Below are 17142 nucleotides of genomic sequence, written 5' to 3' on the forward strand. Positions count from 1 at the left end.
CGGCCGGTGCCGCCCGGTGGGTCAGGACGCGGTGAGCTCGTCCCTCACCGTGCGGGCCGCCGCGACCAGGCTTTCCAGCGACGCCCTGGTCTCCGGCCAGCCACGGGTCTTGAGACCGCAGTCCGGGTTGACCCACAGGCGCTCCGCCGGGATCGCCCGCAGTCCGGCGCGCAGAAGGTCCGCCGCCTCCCCGGCGGACGGCACGCGGGGCGAGTGGATGTCGTACACCCCGGGCCCGGCCTCGCGCGGGTATCCGTGGGCCGCGAGTTCGTGGGCGACCTGCATGTGCGAACGCGCGGCCTCCAGGCTGATGACGTCGGCGTCGAGGTCGTCGATGGCCTGCACGATGTCACCGAACTCGGCGTAGCACATGTGCGTGTGGACCTGGGTGTCCGGGCGTACCCCGCTGGTCGTCAGCCGGAACGCCTCGGTGGCCCAGCCGAGGTAGGCGGGACGGTCCGCGGCCCGCAGGGGCAGTGTCTCCCGCAGTGCCGGCTCGTCCACCTGGATGACCGAGGTGCCCGCGGCCTCCAGGTCACGGACCTCGTCGCGCAGGGCGAGCGCGACCTGGCGGGCGGTGTCCCCGAGCGGCTGGTCGTCCCGCACGAAGGACCAGGCCAGCATGGTGACCGGACCCGTGAGCATGCCCTTGACCGGACGGTCGGTGAGCGACTGGGCGTACGTCGTCCAGCCCACGGTCATCGGTCCGGGGCGGGAGATGTCGCCGGCCAGGACCGGAGGGCGGACGTAGCGGGTGCCGTAGGACTGCACCCAGCCGTGCCGGGTGGCGAGGTAACCCGTCAGCCGTTCGGCGAAGTACTGCACCATGTCGTTGCGTTCGGGCTCGCCGTGCACCAGCACGTCCAGCCCGGCCTTCTCCTGATACGTGATCACTTCCTGGATCTCGGCCCTGATGCGCTCGTCGTAGGCGGCCGCGTCGATGCGCCCCGCCCGCAGACCGGCGCGTGCGGCGCGCAGTTCGCCGGTCTGCGGGAACGAGCCGATGGTCGTCGTCGGCAGCAGGGGCAGGCCGAGCCGGGCGCGCTGGGACGCGGCCCGTTCCCCGTACGGCAGGGTGCGACGGGCGTCCGCCCCGGTCACCGCGGCCGCGCGGGCCCGCACGGCCGGATCACGGGTGACGGCGGAGGTCCGGCGGGAGGTGAGGCCCGCCCGGTTGGCCGCCAGCGCGGCCGCCACGGCCCCGGTGCCCCGGGCCAGCCCCGCGGCGAGGGTCACGATCTCCTCGGTCTTCTGCCGCGCGAAGGCCAGCCAGCGCAGCACCTGCGGATCGATTTCCCGCTCGGCGGCCGCGTCGAGCGGGACGTGCAGCAGGGAGCACGAGGACGCCACATCGACCCGGCCGGCCAGCCCCAGCAGCGTGCCGAGGGTCGACAGGGACCTCTCCAGGTCGTTGATCCAGATGTTGCGGCCGTTCACGACCCCCGCGACCAGACGCTTCCCGGGCAGTCCGCCGACGGCGGCCAGATCGTCGACCTGGACGGCGGCGGTCTCCGTGAAGTCGAGCGCGAGCCCTTCCACCGGTGCCTTGGCGAGCAGCGGGAGCGCCTCGCCGAGACGTCCGAAGTAGGAGGCGACGAGGAGCTTCGGCCGGTCGGTGAGCGAACCGAGGTCGCGGTAGGCGCGTTCGCACGCGCCGAGTTCCGCCCGGGAGCGGTCCTGGACGAGAGCCGGCTCGTCGAGTTGCACCCACTCGGCGCCGGCCGCCCGCAGGTCGGCGAGGACTTCGGCGTACACCGGCAGCAGGCGGTCCAGGAGCGTGAGCGGGTCGAAGTCCTCGGCCACACCGGGGGCCGGCTTGGCGAGGAGCAGGTAGGTGACCGGACCGACGAGTACGGGCCGGGCGGTCAGGCCCAGAGCGACGGCCTCCGTGAGCTCGGCGACCTGCCTGCCCGAGTCGGCGGTGAAGACCGTGCCGGGGCCGAGCTCCGGCACCAGATAGTGGTAGTTGGTGTCGAACCACTTGGTCATCTCGAGCGGCGCGACGTCCTGGGTGCCGCGGGCCATCGCGAAGTACCCGTCCAGCGGATCGGCGGCCACCGCCTCGCGGTGGCGGTCGGGGATCGCCCCGACCATGACGCTCGTGTCGAGCACGTGGTCGTAGAGGGAGAAGTCACCGGTCGGGACCTCGTCGATGCCGGCCCCGGCGAGCTGCAGCCAGTTGGTGCGCCGGAGCGTGGCCGCGGTGGCGCGCAGGGCGTCCGCGGTGACGGCGCCCTTCCAGTAGCCCTCGGTCGCCTTCTTCAGTTCCCGGTTCCGGCCCTGCCGGGGGTAGCCGTGCACGGTGGACCGCGCCGCCGAGGCTGTGGACTGGTTGGTCACGGAGATCTCCTTCGCGAGATGAATCCCTGAGATCCCGGAGACGGGACGAGAGCGCGAAGTGGTGACGCACCGGACGGGACGATCGCGCGCATCGGGCGCGGAGCCGCCTGGTGTGTACGCCGACCCGCCCACGAGGTCACCGGGATGTCCGCGCGCGGTCGGGCCGTGCGCGGGCAGTGGCAGGTCTTCGGACTCGCGGGCACGCCCTCGTGACATGAGGACACCTAGTGGCCGTCGCTTCCCAGGCCCGTTCACGGACCCAGTGCGTATGACGGCGGTCGTTCCCGCTCACCGCTGCGGGGCAGTCCCGGATTCCCACCGGGTTCCCTCTTACGACGCTCCCGCCTGGCGGACGGGGCGAACCAGCTGCACCCTCCACCCTACGGGCCCGCCGGGGCGGGCCGCGCATCCTTCCCGCCATTCGGACGGGGCGGGGCGCGGTGGGCGCGGACGCCTCGGCGGCCCCGCGCGCACCACGCCCCCGGACTCCCGCGCGGGCCGTGGAGCCTGCGGCGCTACCGGTCCTTCGCCAGCGCGACGAGTTCGGCGAACAGGCCTCCCGCGTGCACGAGTTCGTCGTACGTCCCCTGCTCCGTCACGCGTCCCCGGCTCATGACCAGGACGCGGTCGGCCAGGCGGGTGTTCTCCAGCTGGTGCGTGACGACGACGGTCATGCGCTCGGGGGCGATGCGTTTGATCTCCAGGAAGATCTGGTGCTCCCCGCGCGCGTCCATCTGCGAGGTCGGCTCGTCGAGGATGAGCAGCGGGGTCCGCCGGTAGAGAGCCCGCGCGCACACCAGACGCTGCCACTGACCGCCGGACAGTTCGGCCCCTCCCCACAGTTCCTTGGCCAGCAGGGTGTCGAGCCCCTGCGGCAGCTTCTCCAGCGCGTCCCGCATGCCGACGGCGTCGACGGCTTCCCACACGGGGCCGTCGTCATACGTCCTGGGCTGGCCGAGGGTGATGTTCTCGCGGGCACGCAGCGGCCAGCAGGCGAAGTTCTGGGGGACGAGGGCGGTGCGCTTCCACACGGAGTCCGGGTCGGCCCCGGCGAGATCGGTGCCGTCCCACAGGACCCGGCCCCTGTCGGCGAGGAGGATGCCGGTGACGAGTTTGGCCAGGGTCGACTTGCCGGACCCGTTCTCGCCGACGACGGCCACGATCTCGCCGCGGCGCAGCGTGAGCGAGACACCGGCGACGGCGGGTTCGCTCTTCCCGGGGTAGCGGTAGACCACCTCGTCGAGGCGGATCTCGTCCACCCGGCCGGGGACGGTCGCGGCGCCTCGCCGGGGAGCGCGCTCGGCGGCCAGGTCGAGGAAGGCGCGCATGTCCGCGAGGTACAACGAGGTGTGGAACATGGCGGCGCCGTGGATCACGAACTGCGACAGCGCGGCGAGCGCCGTCTGTACGGCGACGACCGCGGTGGCGGCGACCGGCAGGGCCACCCGCCCGGTGACGGCCAGCCAGGCGAGGACGGCCCAGGCGCAGAGGAGGAACACGCCCCCCGTCGCCCCGGCCGCGAGGGCGATCCGCAGCGCCCGCGGGGCGGCGGTGAGTGTGCGGTGGTCGATCCGCTCGGACAGGGCGCGGTACCAGTGGACCAGGTACCCGGTCATGCCGTTGGCTCGGACCTCGTCGCCGTACCGGGAGTAGGTGGCCCACCAGCGCATCATGGACCGGACGTTGCGGTCCCCGACGTTCGTGTAGTGGGTCTCGTAGTCGACCCGCGCGATCAGCACGGCGCCCACGCCGGCCGGGAGCACGGCGAGCAGGAGCAGCGGAAGCATCATCCAGTGCAGCACCGTGATGACACCGGTCGCCGCGATCATGCGGACGACGGCCGCCATGAACCGCTGGGCGTCCTGCACCATCATGCGGGTCCGGGTGACGCCGACCTCGGCGGCCTCCTGGCGGTCCGCGAAACCGTCCTCGCCGTACGCGGAGGTCTCCACCCGGCACACCGCGGAGACGAGCGCGATGTCCGCCTCGGTCGTCAGCAGCGGGGTGATCCGGGCGTCCGCGTACGAGGAGAGGGCGCCGCACACGCGACCCGTCCCGGCGGCGGCCGCCACGACGAGCAGGACGGGCACCGAGGCGTGCAGGCGTTCGGACACCGGCCCCGGACCGAGGAGGTGCGTCATGGCGCGCGCGGTACAGGCGAGGACGACCGCGGCCGCCGCGCCGGTGAGGACCTGGCAGACGACGAGCAGCGTGGCGGCGGCCCTGTCGACCGCCCACGCCCTGCGCGCGGTGTGCGCGAGGACGGCGGGGAGCCGCCCGCACATGGCCCCGAAACCTGCTTCCGCCAGCGGATTCCTCCCGTGGCGGCCCTCGAAGGTGATGGTGGCGGGCGGCGGTGGGGGAGGAGTCCCCGCGTCCGCGGCCGGAGTGTCGGTCACAGTCACCGTGCGTCTCTCCTCGAGTGGGTGCCGCACCCCAACGGCTCGGCAGTGCACGGCATAACGACGCCCCGCGGGAATCGAACGCACTCGATTCCGGACGGGCTGGAACCGTTGGGCCGCAAGGTTCCTGGTACGCGGCCGCCCACCCGGGACGGCCCCTGGGCGCCGCCGGATTGGCTGAAACGCCGGTCTCCGAAACCCCTGGGACGTACGGGTTTTCCGAGACGGACGGGGCGCGTGAGTCCTCCGTCGACAGTGCGGTGCAGTGCGGTGCGATGCGGTGCAGTGCAGTGAGGTGCGGTGCGGTGCGAGCCGCGCCCGGCCGGAGATCCCCGCGGCACCTGCAGGCTCCGCCCCCGCCCTCGCCCCTGGCCCGGTCCCCGCTCCGCGCCGCGCGGGGGACCGAGTGCGCCGGCCGTCAGCGGGCCAGTGCGGTCTCCAGCCACCGCAGGACCTCGGGTGTGACGGGGTCGGTGATGTCCGCGAACTCCTCGTGCTTCTTGAGGAACTTCGCCACGTAGGGGCAGACCGGCACGATGCGCCTGCCCGAGCTCCGTACGTCCTCCAGCGCCTCCCGCACGAGGACGGACGCGAGTCCCCGGCCGGCGAAGGCGTCGTCGATCTCGGTGTGGAAGAACACGCGCTGTCCGTCACGGTCGCGGTAGGCGGTGAGACCGGCGCGGACGCCGTCGACGCCGATCTCGTAGCGGTGCCGTTCGTCGACGCGCCGGACGGCCGGGGCGATGGCGGGCTCGTTCATCGGGTGCCTTTCGAGCGGGTCGGGTTGCCACGCGGCGCGATGGTGGCGTTGGGGAGCGCGGGGGCGGGGATGCGGGCCCCGGGATAGCCGTCGACACGGCCGAACCGGTCGGAGGCGGCCTCCCAGTCGAGGCGCGCCTCGACGATGTCCTGGTGGCTGCGGCCGACGAAGTTCCACCACATGACGATCTCCTCCCCGAACGGGGTGCCGCCCAGGAGCACGGCCCTGGCGACGGTGTCCGTCTCGTTGGCGAGGGTCACCGTGCAGGCTCCCGGGGCCAGGTATCCGAGTTCGGCGGGGCGCAGCACGGTGCCCGCGAACCGGACGTCCCCCCGGTCCACCAGCAGGCCGTGCTCGAAGGCGGGGTCCACGGCCAGGGTGGTGGTCGCGCGGGGCTGCAGGACGATCTCCGCGCCGAGCAGCGGGGTGAAGGCGGGCACGGGCGAGGTGACCCCGGCGAGGGAGCCGAGGAACACCCGGACCGAGGCCCCGTCGAGGTGGACGGGGCGCGGGGTGTGGCTGCGGAAGTCCCGGCCGGTGTGCCGGTGCTCGTCGGGAAGGGCGACCCAGAGCTGCACGCCGTGCAGGGAGGTGGTGTCCGGGGTGGAGACCTCGGTGTGGCTGATTCCGTGGCCGCCGGTCATGAGGTTCAGTTCGCCGGGGCGCACGAGGGCGTGGCTGCCCAGGCTGTCGCGGTGCTCGATCTCCCCGCTGAACAGCCAGCTCACCGTCTGCAGGCCGATGTGAGGGTGGGGGGCCACGTCCATCCCGCCCGTCACGGCGACGTCGTCGGGGCCGAAGTGGTCGACGAAGCACCAGGCGCCGATGAGTGTGCGCGCCCGCTGGGGCAGGGTGCGGCGCACCGTCATCGCCCGAGGGCCGCCCAGGGGGACGTCGCGGGCCGGGAGGACCTCGACGCGGGCCGGCTCCCCGCCGCACCGGGGGTCCGCCCCCGGTACGGCGCGATCCGTGTGGGCGCCGCTCATCGGGGGACCCCCTGTGAGCCGAGGGTGATTACATGTTCAACAATCATGCTCGATCATAAGCCGTGGCCCACGCGGGCGCGCGGCCGGTGCGAGGGACGGACCACGTCCCGGTGAGGAGTCCCTAGTGAACGGCACGGAGGCGGCCCGCGCGGCCGGGCGGGTCTACATCGACAAGCAGAGTCCCAAGGCCTACCACGCCCTGTCCGCGACGGCCGAGGCCGTGCGCACCGTCGCCGCCGAGGCAGGACTGGACCGCGTGCTGGTCGAACTGGTCAATCTCCGGGTGTCGCAGATCAACGGCTGCGCCTTCTGCCTGGACGTCCACACGAGGGCCGCTCTGCGCGTGGGAGAGACGACACAGCGCCTCGGGGTCCTCGCCGCATGGCGCGACACCGAGGTCTTCGACGCGCGGGAGCGGGCCGCCCTCGGCCTGGCGGAGGCGACCACCGCGCCGGCCGACGCCGCCTTGCAGGAGGACGCCTACGCGTCCGCGCGGGCGACGCTCTCGGACGAGGAGATATCGGCCGTGATCTGGGTCGCCCTCACCATGAACGCCTTCAACCGCGTCTCGATCATGAGCAAGCACCCCGTGCGCGCCGCCCCGAGGCACTGAGCCCCGCGGGCCGTCGGTGGAGCGGGGCCGCCCCGGGCGGCGCGCGGAACGGTGTCCCCTGGCCCTTCCCCCGGCATCCGTCCCCTGACCCTTCCCCCGGCATCCGGGTGAACTCCGAGCCGATCCTGCCGTCCGCAGGGCAGGCATAGGCCTGACCGGGATCCCCGCGGCCGGAAGTGCCGGTGGACGCGAATGCGGGCACCGGGCGAAAGGGGCTCTCCATGCTCGGTCCACGGGCGACGCCGGCCGGCACCGCCGCAGGCACCGGCTCCGGCGGCCCCCCGTACACGGCCGGTGAGGCGACCCGGGCCGTAGGCACCGTCCTGGCCGACCATCTGGCCGCCAGGCTCCGGGAGGCCGGGCAGCTGGACGCGGTCTTCGCGGAGGAGGTCGCGGCCCGGGTCGCCGGGTTCGTCCTGGACGGCGGCAAGCGTCTGCGGACGGCGTTCGTCTGGTGCGGATGGCTGGCCGCCGGGGGAACCGGCGACCCGGCGACTCCGCTGCGCGTCGCGGCGGCTCTGGAACTGCTCCAGGGCTGCGCCCTCATGCACGACGACGTCATGGACGGATCGCCCGTACGCAGGGGTGCACCGGCCGTGCACGAGGACTTCGCCCGTGTCCACCGCGCGGCCGGCATGGGCGGTCGCGCCGCCGACTTCTCGGCCACCGCCGCCGTGCTGGCCGGGGACCTGGCCCTGGTGTGGGCCGACGACCTGCTCACCGGGACGGCGCTCGGCACCCCTCACGGCGGGGTGCTGCACCAGGAGTGGCAGGCGATGCGCGGTGAGATGGTCGCCGGGCAGTACCTCGACATGAGGGCGCAGGCGACCGGGTCGTGCGACCCGGGCCAGGCCCTGAACATCGCCACGCTGAAGAGCGCGCTCTACACCGTCGAGCGGCCGCTCGCCCTCGGCGCGTCCCTGGCGGGCGCCCGCCCCCGCACCATGGGTGCCCTCCGGTCCGCCGGACGCTGCGCGGGGGTCGCCTTCCAGCTCCGCGACGACCTGCTGGGCGCCTTCGGGGACCCGGCCGTGACGGGAAAGCCCGCGGACGAGGACCTGCGGGGGCGCAAGCCCACCTATCTGCTCGCCGTCGGCCTGCGCCGGGCCGCGGAGTCGGGGGACGCGGAGTCACTGGACGCGCTCGGGCCGGAGGGCACGGCTTCCGGCCCGGACAGGGCCGACAGGATGCGCGCGGCCCTCGAACGCACGGGTGCGCGGGCGGAGGTGGAGGACGAGATCGCGGAGCTGGCTGCCGCCGGCCTGCGGCACTTCGCGGACAGCGGCGCGGACGAGCCCGCCCGGCGCGAATTCGCCGCGCTGGTGACCGGCGCCCTGGGGACCGAGCCCGCCCGTACGGGCGGCGACCGCGGAGACGGCGGTGACGGCCGAGGGGCCCGGGAGCGCCGCGAGGCCGGAGGGCGCGCTGGGATCGACGACGCCCGCGAGTTCTCCGGCATCCCCGAGACCAAGGAGACACGTGAGGTCCGTCAGATCCGCGAGATCGCCGAGATCCGCGACGAGGAGGACGCATGAGGGCCCTGCCCGGTCCCACGGACCACGTGGTCGTCGTCGGTGCAGGCCTGTCCGGACTCGCCGCCGCACTGCACCTCCTCGGCGCGGGACGCCGGGTGACCGTCGTCGAACGTGACGCCGGACCGGGCGGCCGCGCCGGACGGCTCGAACTCGGGGGCTACCGCGTGGACACCGGGCCGACGGTGCTGACCATGCCGCACCTCGCCGACGAGGCCTTCGCCGCCGTCGGGGACAGCCTCCACCGGAGGGTCGAGCTCATCGCGCTGCATCCCGCCTACCGGGCCCGCTTCGCCGACGGCAGCCAGATGGACGTCCACACCGACGGCGAAGCCATGGAGTCCGAGGTACGGCGGTTCGCCGGCCCCGCGGAGGCTGCCGGATACCGACGTCTGCGCGCCTGGCTGGAGCGCCTCTACCGCGTCCAGATGCGCCGCTTCATCGACACCAACTTCGACTCGCCGCTCCAGCTCCTGCATCCCGACCTGGCGCGGCTCGCCGCCCTGGGCGGTTTCGGCAGACTGGATCCGCAGATCGGCCGCTTCCTCTCGGACCCCCGCCTTCGCCGGGTGTTCTCCTTCCAGTCGCTGTACGCGGGAGTGGCCCCCGCCCGCGCCCTTGCCGCGTACGCCGTCATCGCCTACATGGACACCGTCGCGGGCGTCTGGTTCCCGAAGGGCGGCATGCACGCCCTTCCCCGGGCGATGGCCGACGCGGCCGCCGACGCCGGCGCGACCTTCCACTGGTCCGCCGAGGTCACCCGGCTCGAGCGCGCGGCGGGCCGGGTGAAGGCCGTCCACCTGGCCTCGGGCAAACGCATCACCTGCGACGCGGTGGTCCTGACGCCGGACCTGCCCGTCGTCCACCGCCTCCTCGGCCGGACACCGCGGCGCCCCATGCGGCTGCGGCACTCGCCGTCGGCGGTGGTCCTGCACGCCGGCACCGACCGCACCTGGCCGGAACTGGCCCACCACACCATCTCGTTCGGGGCCGCCTGGGAGAACACCTTCGACGAACTGACCCGCACCGGACGGCTCATGAGCGACCCGTCCCTCCTCATCACCCGGCCGACCACGCACGACCCGTCCCTCGCCCCGGAGGGAAGACACCTCCACTACGTCCTCGCCCCCTGCCCCAACACCACGACCGGCCCGTCGGCCGGCACCTGGCGCGGACTGGGACCGCGCTACCGCGACAGCCTCCTGGCCGAACTGGAGCGCCGGGGGCTCGACGGCTTCGAGGCGTCCATGGACCGGGAACTCCTGGTGACCCCCGTGGACTGGACGGCCCAGGGCCACGCGGCGGGCACACCGTTCTCCCTGGCCCACACCTTCGCCCAGACCGGACCCTTCCGGCCCCGCAACCTCGTGCGCGGTGACGAGAACGTCGTGCTCGCCGGATGCGGGACGACCCCCGGGGTCGGCGTGCCCACCGTCCTCGTCAGCGGCAAGCTCGCGGCTGCCCGCGTCACGGGCCTCCGCGGTGGAACCGTGACGCGCCGTCGACCCGTCACAGAAGGGCAGCGCCGATGAACCGACGTGAACTGGACGCGGCCGGGATCACCGGCCCCGCCCTGCGTGAGGCCTACAGCCGGTGCCGTGCGCTCAACGCCCGGCACGGCCGTACGTACTTCCTGGCCACCCGCCTCCTGCCGGTCGAACGCCGGTGCGCCGTGCACGCCCTGTACGGCTTCGCCCGGTGGGCCGACGACATCGTCGACGACCTGGACCGCCAGGAGCCTCCCGAGGAGCGCGACCGCCTCCTGCGGCTGCTGGAGGACGATCTGGCCCACGGACTGCGCACCGGGGGCGGGGACGAACCCGTGGTCAGGGCCGTGGCGGACACGGCCGAGCGCTACGCCATCGATCACGGGCTCTTCGCGGACTTCCTCGTGTCCATGCGCAGCGACCTGAGTGTCACGGACTATCCGACGTACGCGGACCTGCGGGCCTACATGCACGGTTCCGCCGCGGTGATCGGGCTGCAGATGCTGCCGGTGCTCGGGACGGTCGTGGACCGCGCGGAGGCCGCGCCGCACGCGGCCGCCCTCGGCGTCGCCTTCCAGCTGACGAACTTCCTGCGGGACGTGGGGGAGGACCTCGACCGGGGCCGCGTCTACCTGCCGAAGGACATGCTCGCCGCGCACGGGGTCGACCAGAACCTCCTGCGGTGGAGCCGGCGCACCGGGCGGAACGACCCGCGCATCCGGGCGGCGCTGGTCGAGGCCGACGCCATGATCCGCACCGTGTACCGCGAGGCGGAGCCGGGCATCGCCATGCTGGAACCACGGGTACGCCCCTGCATCCGCACGGCGTTCACGCTGTACGGCGGAATCCTGGACGCGATCGCCGACGGTGGTTACGCCGTGCTGCACCGGCGTGCCGCGGTCTCCCGCCGGCGGCGGGCGGCCGTCGCGGCGGCGGGACTCGCGGGCATCCTGAGGGCACGGGCCCTGACGCGCCCGCCGATGCCCGTGCCGGTCGCGGGCAAGGAGGGCGCCCCCCGATGAACGGACCGCGCACGGGCCCCGCGTGGACCCCGCCGCTGCGCCTGAGGCGCTCCCCCCGGTGGGAACGGCAGGACCCGACCTGGCGCGAGGCCAGGCCGTCGCTGATCGCCGACGCCCTCGCCCGGGCCGCGGCACGTCCCTCGGGCAACTGGTACGTCGTCGGCGCCTCCCGGGAGACGGCCGCCCGGGACCGCCCTTACGGCCGCACGGTCGCGGGCAGGGAAGTCGTCCTGTGGCGGGCCGAGGACGGCACACTGCGCGCCGGTCCCGGTGAGTGCCCCCACCTCGGTGCGCCGCTGCGCGACAGCCGGGTCGCCTGCGGGACGCTCCTGTGCCACTGGCACGGACTGGGCCTGGACGGAGGGGCGTTCGCCGGCTGGCAGCCGTACCCCGTGCACGACGACGGAGTCCTGGTGTGGGTCAGGCTCGACACCGTGGGGGGCGAACCACCGCTGGAGCAGCCGGTCGTGCCCGTGCGGCCGCGCGCCGGGAGCGCGGTGGACGCGGTGTTCACCGCCGTGGGCCGCTGCGAGCCCCAGGACGTGGTCGCCAACCGGCTCGACCCCTGGCACGGCTCGTGGTTCCATCCGTACGCCTTCGTCGGGCTGAAGGTCGTCCGCACGCCCGATGACGGCGGGGACGACGGGTTCGCCGTCGACGTCTCGTTCAAGGTGGCCGGGCGGCTGGTCGTGCCCGTGCGGGCCGTCTTCACCGCGCCCGAACCGCGCACCGTCGTCATGCACATCACGGACGGCGAGGGAGTGGGTTCGGTGGTCGAGACCCACGCCACGCCCCTCACCGCCCCGGGAGTCACCCGCCCCAGGACGGCCGTGGTCGAGGCCGTCGTCGCGGCATCCGGCCGACGGGGTTTCGCCGTCGCGCGCGCCGCGGCCCCGGCCCTGCGTCCGCTGATGCGACGGACGGCGGCCCGGCTGTGGCGCGACGACCTCGCGTACGCCGAACGCCGCTGGACGCTGCGGAGCTCCGGGCGCTTCCCCGGCTGACCCGAGCGCTGCTGGACGCCGCGGCGCACGGGGCGCTGTGCCCTGCCGCCGGGGCCTCAGCGGCGCGCGGCCGCGCGGGCCAGCGCGCCGAGCGTCCTGGAACGTCCGGCGCGGGGCACCGTCCACAGCACCTGCCCCCGGACGCCCCACCCGGCGAGCAGGTGGTTGGCGGCGAGGAACCCCGACGTCGCCGCCCGCTCCATCAGCGCGACGGGCAGGCCGGTGCGGACGAGGTCCCCCGCCAGCACCAGCCGCGGGTGCGGCGTCCGCACGGCGGGCCGCCGGTGGTAGCCGCCGACGGAGAAGACCGGGCAGTCGGAGCGCCATTCGTGCCGCGCGTCCACGATCCGGGCGTCCGCGGTCTCCGGGTAGACCTCGTGGAGACGGTCGAGGATCCGCCCCTGGACCCCCTTGCGTTCGGCCCGTTCGTCGACGGCGTAGGCGTGCAGTTCGACCACCGAGCCGCCCGTCCGCTCCGCCCAGCGCGCCGACTCGCCCTCCCACCGGTCGAGGACGCTGATGTTGTCGAGGCCGTCGTACCCGCTGGTGCCGAGGAACCCGGCACGGTCCGCGCGCACGGGCCTGTCCAGCCACAGACGGGAGACGAGGAACGGAGGCGCGGTGCGCAGTGCGGCGACGTCCGCGCGCCACCCCGTGTCCCCCAACTCCTCGGAAGCGCCGACCACGTGACGCAGTCCGCCGGTGTCCAGGGCGAGAACCACCGCCTGGTGGCGGACGGACGCCCCGTCGGTCTCGACCGCGAAGTCCCCGTCCGCGGCGGGACGTACGCGGTGGACGGGGGTGCCGGTGCGCACCTCGCCGCCGAGTCCCCGGAGGTAGCCGCCCAGCGGCTCCCAGAGCGCCTGGGGAAAGGGCTCGCGCGGCACGTCGAACAGCAGGCCCTCCGACGAGCCCAGGAAGTAGATGTGGAACATCAGCAGCAGCTCCGCGGCGGACAGCTCGCGCGGATCGGCGAAGAAGCTGCGGGAGAACACCTCGAAGGCCAGGTGGTGCGCGGCTTCGGGGAAGTTGATCCGGTGCAGGAAGTCCGATGCGCTGATCCCGTCGAAACGCTCGTACACCTCGGGGACCCGCACGTCGAGCAGCGGCAGGGCCGCCCGGGGATCCATCGCGGCGAGGTCGCGCCACCCGAAGGTTGGGCTGAGCGCGACGAATCCGAGCGCGCTCCAGGGCGGTGTCCTCGGCACCCGGGCGAAACCGTCCGTCATGCCGTCGCGGTGCCGCAGCGGGTAGTCCGGGAGCGGGGTGAGGGCGTCCAGCCCCGGATCGGTACGACGCAACAGGCCGCGCAGGTTGTAGTACTGGCGGAAGAAGGCGTGGAAGCCGCGGCTCATCGTCACCACCGACCCGTCGGCGAGCCGCACCGGCCAGCCGGCGAGCCGGCCGCCCAGGGCCGGCTCCCGCTCGTACAGGGTCACGCGGACCCCCCGCTCCGCGAGCGCCGTCGCCGCCGCGAGCCCGGCGATGCCACCGCCGATCACCGCCGTGGACGGTGCGTCGCCGGTGAACCGCCCACGGCCCGGGACCGGCAGGACGACCTCGGCCCGGCGGTCGCGCCCGTGCCGGGCCGCTCCGGGACGGCGCCCCCGGGCGCTCATGACGCCCCTGCCGCGCCCGGCCGCGTGCCGGCGAGGAAGGTGTGCACGATCCCGGACTGCCAGCCGGTGGCGGGGAGGACCCGCACGAAGGGGAATCCGGCGCGGGAGATCCGTGCCGCGAAGTCGGGGGCCGTGTCGAACGCGAGGACGCTCTGCCACAGATGGCGATAGAGCTCCCGGTCACCGGTCAGGGTGCCGGCTGGGACGATGACGCCCCGGCAGACCGCGTTCCACAGCGCCCGGTGCGCCGGTGACCCGCTGAGGCTGTACTCGTGGGCCAGCATCCGGCCCCCGGGGCGCAGCAGGGCGCGCACGGCTTCGAGGACCGTCCCCGGGTCGGTGACGTTGCGGAAGAGATAGGCGGCGAAGACCGCGTCGTACGTCCCGTCGTCGTCCGTGGTGGAGAGTTCCTCGGCGGAGCGGTGCAGGAAGCGGACGTTGGGCGGCCAGCGTTTGGAGCGGGCCCGCTCCAGCATGCCCTCGGACGCGTCGATCGCCGTGATCCGGGCGTACGGGGCGGCCCTCAGCAGCGCACGCGTCGACGCGCCCGTCCCGCATCCGGCGTCGAGCACCCGCAGGCCCCTGCCGCCGCGTTGCAGACGGAGCCGGTGCGCCGAACGCAGGAGACCGGAGCGGTAACCCGGATTCAGCCCGGTCAGCCGGTCGTAGGTGTGGGACGCGTGGTCGAAGGCGCGGGCGAGGTCGCGGTCACGCAGCAGGGTCATCGGGGCTCTCTTCGGATCGGCCGGCGGTCCGGCGGGCGAGGAAGGGCAGTTCGGCCGCGGTGCGCAGCATCGGCCCCACGGGCGTGCGCAGACCGATGCCGAACTCCTCCCACGGCGTGCTCCCGCCGTCGAGGAAGCGCAGCAACCGCTCCATGGGGACGCGGCGGAAGAGATCGGTGAAGAAGCGCGGCCCGTCGACACGCCCCGTGTCCAGGGCGCGGAGCAGGACGGCGTCCATGGCGAGGGCCCTGCGGCCGTGGGGCGCCGGCAGCACGAACGGACCGTCGCCCGCGCGGCTCAGCGCGGTGGCGATGGCGCCGCTCTGCCGCCGCACGGCCGCGAACGTGTAGCCGGTGGCCGGCCGGGTGGCGCCGCCGGCCGCCCCGATGCGGAAGACCGCGGGCCCGGTCCTGCCCGGGAAGCGCGCGTCGGTCATGGGGATGACGCCCTGCTCGGCCGACTCGACCGTCAGCGGACCGAGCCGCAGCACGTCGCCGGTGTAGTGGCGCAGGGCCCGTTCGTACGCCTCCGTCGTCAGCGGACTGCGGGAGAACTCCGTGTACTCCACCAGTGCCCGGTCCGCCGCGAGCGGCAGGACGTAGCCGAACGCGAGGCCGTGACGCGGCTGCGGGACCCGGAAGTCCATGAGGTCGGCCACGCCCGGATCGAACGCGGGAGCGGCGGTGCGCACGAACCAGCCTCGGAAGTGCTGGAGCAGCAGCGTGCGGTGCGGTGGTGCGTACGGCACGGGCCGGGAGTCGAAGACGCGTCGGGCACGCAGCGTCAGCGGACGGCCGCCGGCCGTCGTGCAGCGCACCTCCGCGCCGCACGGCACGTCGCGCACCTCGTGGGCGGTGGCACGCAGGACACGCGCACCGGGGGAGGCCCGCAGCCGCGCGTGGACCAGCGCCTCGAACGCCGCCGAGCGGACCATCCGATAGCGCAGCGGTGCCGGGTCGGCCTCGACGGTACGGCCGTCGGGCCCGCGTACCCGCAGCCGGCGCCACGAGGCGACGACCGCCTCCTCGCACGCTCCCGCACCGGCCTCCCAGTAGCACCAGGTCCGCTCCGCCGGGCGCAGCGGCCCGTCGGGTGCCTCGACCAGGGTCACACCGACACCGGCCCGGTCGAGCCGGTCCGCCAGGCAGAGCCCCGCCGCGCCGCCGCCGACGACGACGGCCTCGTCCACCCGGTCGCGGCCGGCCGGCGAAGGGCTCACCCGGTCCACCGCCCGCACCGTACCGAGCCCCGCCCGCAACCGCGCGAGGGCGGGGTCACGTGCCGGCGGTCCGGGCCGCCGCGCGGTCTGCCATCACCTCGCGTGCGGCCCTGCTGCCCGAGGCGAGCGCCCCCTGCACCGATCCGGTGGCCCGGTGGTCCCCGCAGACGTAACGCCCGGGCACGAAACGCGTCGTACGGCTCAGCGGCCAGGGCGGCAGCATGGCAGGGAGCGCCCCCTCCACGGTGTACGAGGCGACCGGGTCCCAGACGCTCGTGTCCGTGTCGTACAGCTCGGCCAGCCGGGCCCGTACCGTCGGCTCACCTCCGGCGGGCCCCGCGCCCAGGACGGACGTGGAGACCAGCGCGGTGCCCGGAGGGGCGTAGCCGGGCACGACCTCGGTGAGCACACAGCTGTTCAGGATGGCCAGACCGCCGTCGACCACCAGGGTCGGCTCGCTCAGCGGGGACCGTTCGGCCGCGTGGTAGTACGTCGTCACCGTCCTGCTGCCGGGGACGGACAGGCCGGGCAGCAGCCGCGCGGCCGCGGCGGAATCGGTGGCGACGACCACGCGCGCCGCCGCCCGTTCGCGTCCGTCCGTGAGCAGCACCCCGGAGTCCGTGATCTCCGCGACGGGCGAACCGAGCCGCAGGACGCCGTCCGGCAGCCGGGCCGCGAGCTGGGCCGGTACCGCCCCGATGCCCTGGGACGGCAGGCAGAGCGTGCCCCGGGCCATGCTGCGCCAGACCAGGTGGAGGAAGCGTGCCGAGGTCTCCAGCCCCTCCTCCAGGAACACCCCTGACAGGAACGGCCGCATCAGTTCGTCGATCGCACGGGGCGAGAGCCCCGCACGGACGAGGGCCTCCGCCGCGGTGCGGTCGGTGGTCCGGCCCAGACGCTTCACCGGGAGCAGCACGTCACGTGCGGTCAGTGAGGCCAGCGCGGCCAGGTCCCGCGCCGACAGGACGCGGCCGGGCAGCAGCTCCGCCGCGTCCCCGGGCCGCCGCGTGGGGTCCGTGATGCGCACCCGCCCCGACGGCGTCCGGGCGACGAGACCGGGGGTGAACGGGCGCAGGCGCAGTGCGCGCAGGTCGACACGGCGCTTCACCTGGGGGTACGAGGTGTTGAACACCTGGAAACCGCGGTCCAGCAGGAAGCCGTCCTTGCGGTCCGTCCGCATCCGTCCGCCCACGCCGTCGGACGCCTCCAGCAGCTCGACGCGGAGACCCGCGCGGCTGAGGTCGAGGGCGCAGGCCAGTCCCGCGAGCCCGGCGCCGACGACGAGGGCGTCCGGCGACTGCGGGTGCTGTCGGTTCGTCATCCGTGTCCTTCGGCTTGGTTCCCGTAAGGCTGACGGGTTGTCAACCCGATCACGTTCAGGGCTCCGAAGCCAGCAGCCGCCACGGGGATCCCCTCATCGTGTGACCCGTGTG

13 protein-coding genes and 1 riboswitch are annotated in these 17142 nt (G+C 74.3%); of the genes, 5 read left to right on the forward strand and 8 right to left on the reverse strand.

Features of this window, described 5'->3' with window-relative positions:
• Positions 1 to 21 precede the first annotated feature (21 nt).
• From metE to OHT61_RS29460, 4 genes are all read right to left on the reverse strand, one after another.
• Positions 22 to 2340: a 5-methyltetrahydropteroyltriglutamate--homocysteine S-methyltransferase gene (gene metE, locus OHT61_RS29445; RefSeq protein ID WP_329042357.1), complete on the reverse strand. Its 2319-nt coding sequence runs from the start codon at positions 2338 to 2340 to the stop codon at positions 22 to 24.
• A gap of 177 nt (positions 2341 to 2517) precedes the next feature.
• Positions 2518 to 2705, reverse strand: a riboswitch (cobalamin riboswitch).
• Between the two features lie 150 nt (positions 2706 to 2855).
• On the reverse strand, positions 2856 to 4745 hold the full coding sequence (locus OHT61_RS29450) for an ABC transporter ATP-binding protein (RefSeq protein WP_329042359.1): 1890 nt from the start codon (positions 4743 to 4745) through the stop codon (positions 2856 to 2858).
• 415 nt (positions 4746 to 5160) lie between these two features.
• Positions 5161 to 5502, reverse strand: a complete 342-nt coding sequence (locus tag OHT61_RS29455) for a GNAT family N-acetyltransferase (RefSeq protein WP_329042360.1) — start codon at positions 5500 to 5502, stop codon at positions 5161 to 5163.
• Positions 5499 to 6488 (reverse strand): pirin family protein, encoded by a 990-nt coding sequence (locus tag OHT61_RS29460; RefSeq protein WP_329042361.1) that lies wholly within the window; start codon positions 6486 to 6488, stop codon positions 5499 to 5501. The genes OHT61_RS29455 and OHT61_RS29460 overlap by 4 nt, the downstream gene beginning before the upstream one ends.
• Positions 6489 to 6612: 124 nt before the next feature.
• Between OHT61_RS29460 and OHT61_RS29465 the strand changes: the two genes are divergently transcribed.
• The 5 genes from OHT61_RS29465 (at position 6613) to OHT61_RS29485 (ending at position 12146) form a co-directional block, all read left to right on the forward strand.
• Positions 6613 to 7101 (forward strand): carboxymuconolactone decarboxylase family protein, encoded by a 489-nt coding sequence (locus tag OHT61_RS29465; RefSeq protein ID WP_329042362.1) that lies wholly within the window; start codon positions 6613 to 6615, stop codon positions 7099 to 7101.
• 221 nt (positions 7102 to 7322) lie between these two features.
• Entirely contained in the window at positions 7323 to 8636 is a 1314-nt protein-coding gene (locus tag OHT61_RS29470) for a polyprenyl synthetase family protein (protein WP_329042363.1), read from the forward strand.
• Complete coding sequence (gene crtI, locus OHT61_RS29475; protein ID WP_329042364.1) at positions 8633 to 10165, forward strand: phytoene desaturase family protein; 1533 nt, start codon at positions 8633 to 8635, stop codon at positions 10163 to 10165. The genes OHT61_RS29470 and crtI overlap by 4 nt, the downstream gene beginning before the upstream one ends.
• Positions 10162 to 11142: a phytoene/squalene synthase family protein gene (locus tag OHT61_RS29480; RefSeq protein ID WP_329042365.1), complete on the forward strand. Its 981-nt coding sequence runs from the start codon at positions 10162 to 10164 to the stop codon at positions 11140 to 11142. The genes crtI and OHT61_RS29480 overlap by 4 nt, the downstream gene beginning before the upstream one ends.
• A complete protein-coding gene (locus OHT61_RS29485) occupies positions 11139 to 12146 on the forward strand; it encodes a DUF5914 domain-containing protein (protein ID WP_329042366.1) in 1008 nt (335 codons plus the stop codon). The genes OHT61_RS29480 and OHT61_RS29485 overlap by 4 nt, the downstream gene beginning before the upstream one ends.
• Before the next feature lie 56 nt (positions 12147 to 12202).
• Here OHT61_RS29485 and OHT61_RS29490 read toward each other — a convergent pair whose 3' ends face one another.
• Genes OHT61_RS29490 through OHT61_RS29505 form a run of 4 tightly spaced genes read right to left on the reverse strand, consistent with a single transcriptional unit; the run spans position 12203 to position 17030 of the window.
• Positions 12203 to 13765 (reverse strand): FAD-dependent oxidoreductase, encoded by a 1563-nt coding sequence (locus OHT61_RS29490; RefSeq protein ID WP_329042367.1) that lies wholly within the window; start codon positions 13763 to 13765, stop codon positions 12203 to 12205.
• Positions 13762 to 14490, reverse strand: a complete 729-nt coding sequence (locus tag OHT61_RS29495; RefSeq protein WP_329042368.1) for a class I SAM-dependent methyltransferase — start codon at positions 14488 to 14490, stop codon at positions 13762 to 13764. The genes OHT61_RS29490 and OHT61_RS29495 overlap by 4 nt, the downstream gene beginning before the upstream one ends.
• Complete coding sequence (locus tag OHT61_RS29500; protein ID WP_329042369.1) at positions 14474 to 15709, reverse strand: lycopene cyclase family protein; 1236 nt, start codon at positions 15707 to 15709, stop codon at positions 14474 to 14476. The genes OHT61_RS29495 and OHT61_RS29500 overlap by 17 nt, the downstream gene beginning before the upstream one ends.
• A 55-nt stretch (positions 15710 to 15764) precedes the next feature.
• A complete protein-coding gene (locus OHT61_RS29505) occupies positions 15765 to 17030 on the reverse strand; it encodes an NAD(P)/FAD-dependent oxidoreductase (protein WP_329042370.1) in 1266 nt (421 codons plus the stop codon).
• Positions 17031 to 17142: the final 112 nt, after the last annotated feature.

Origin of the sequence: Streptomyces sp. NBC_00178, assembly GCF_036206005.1 — a bacterium.
Taxonomy (GTDB): Bacteria; Actinomycetota; Actinomycetes; order Streptomycetales; family Streptomycetaceae; genus Streptomyces.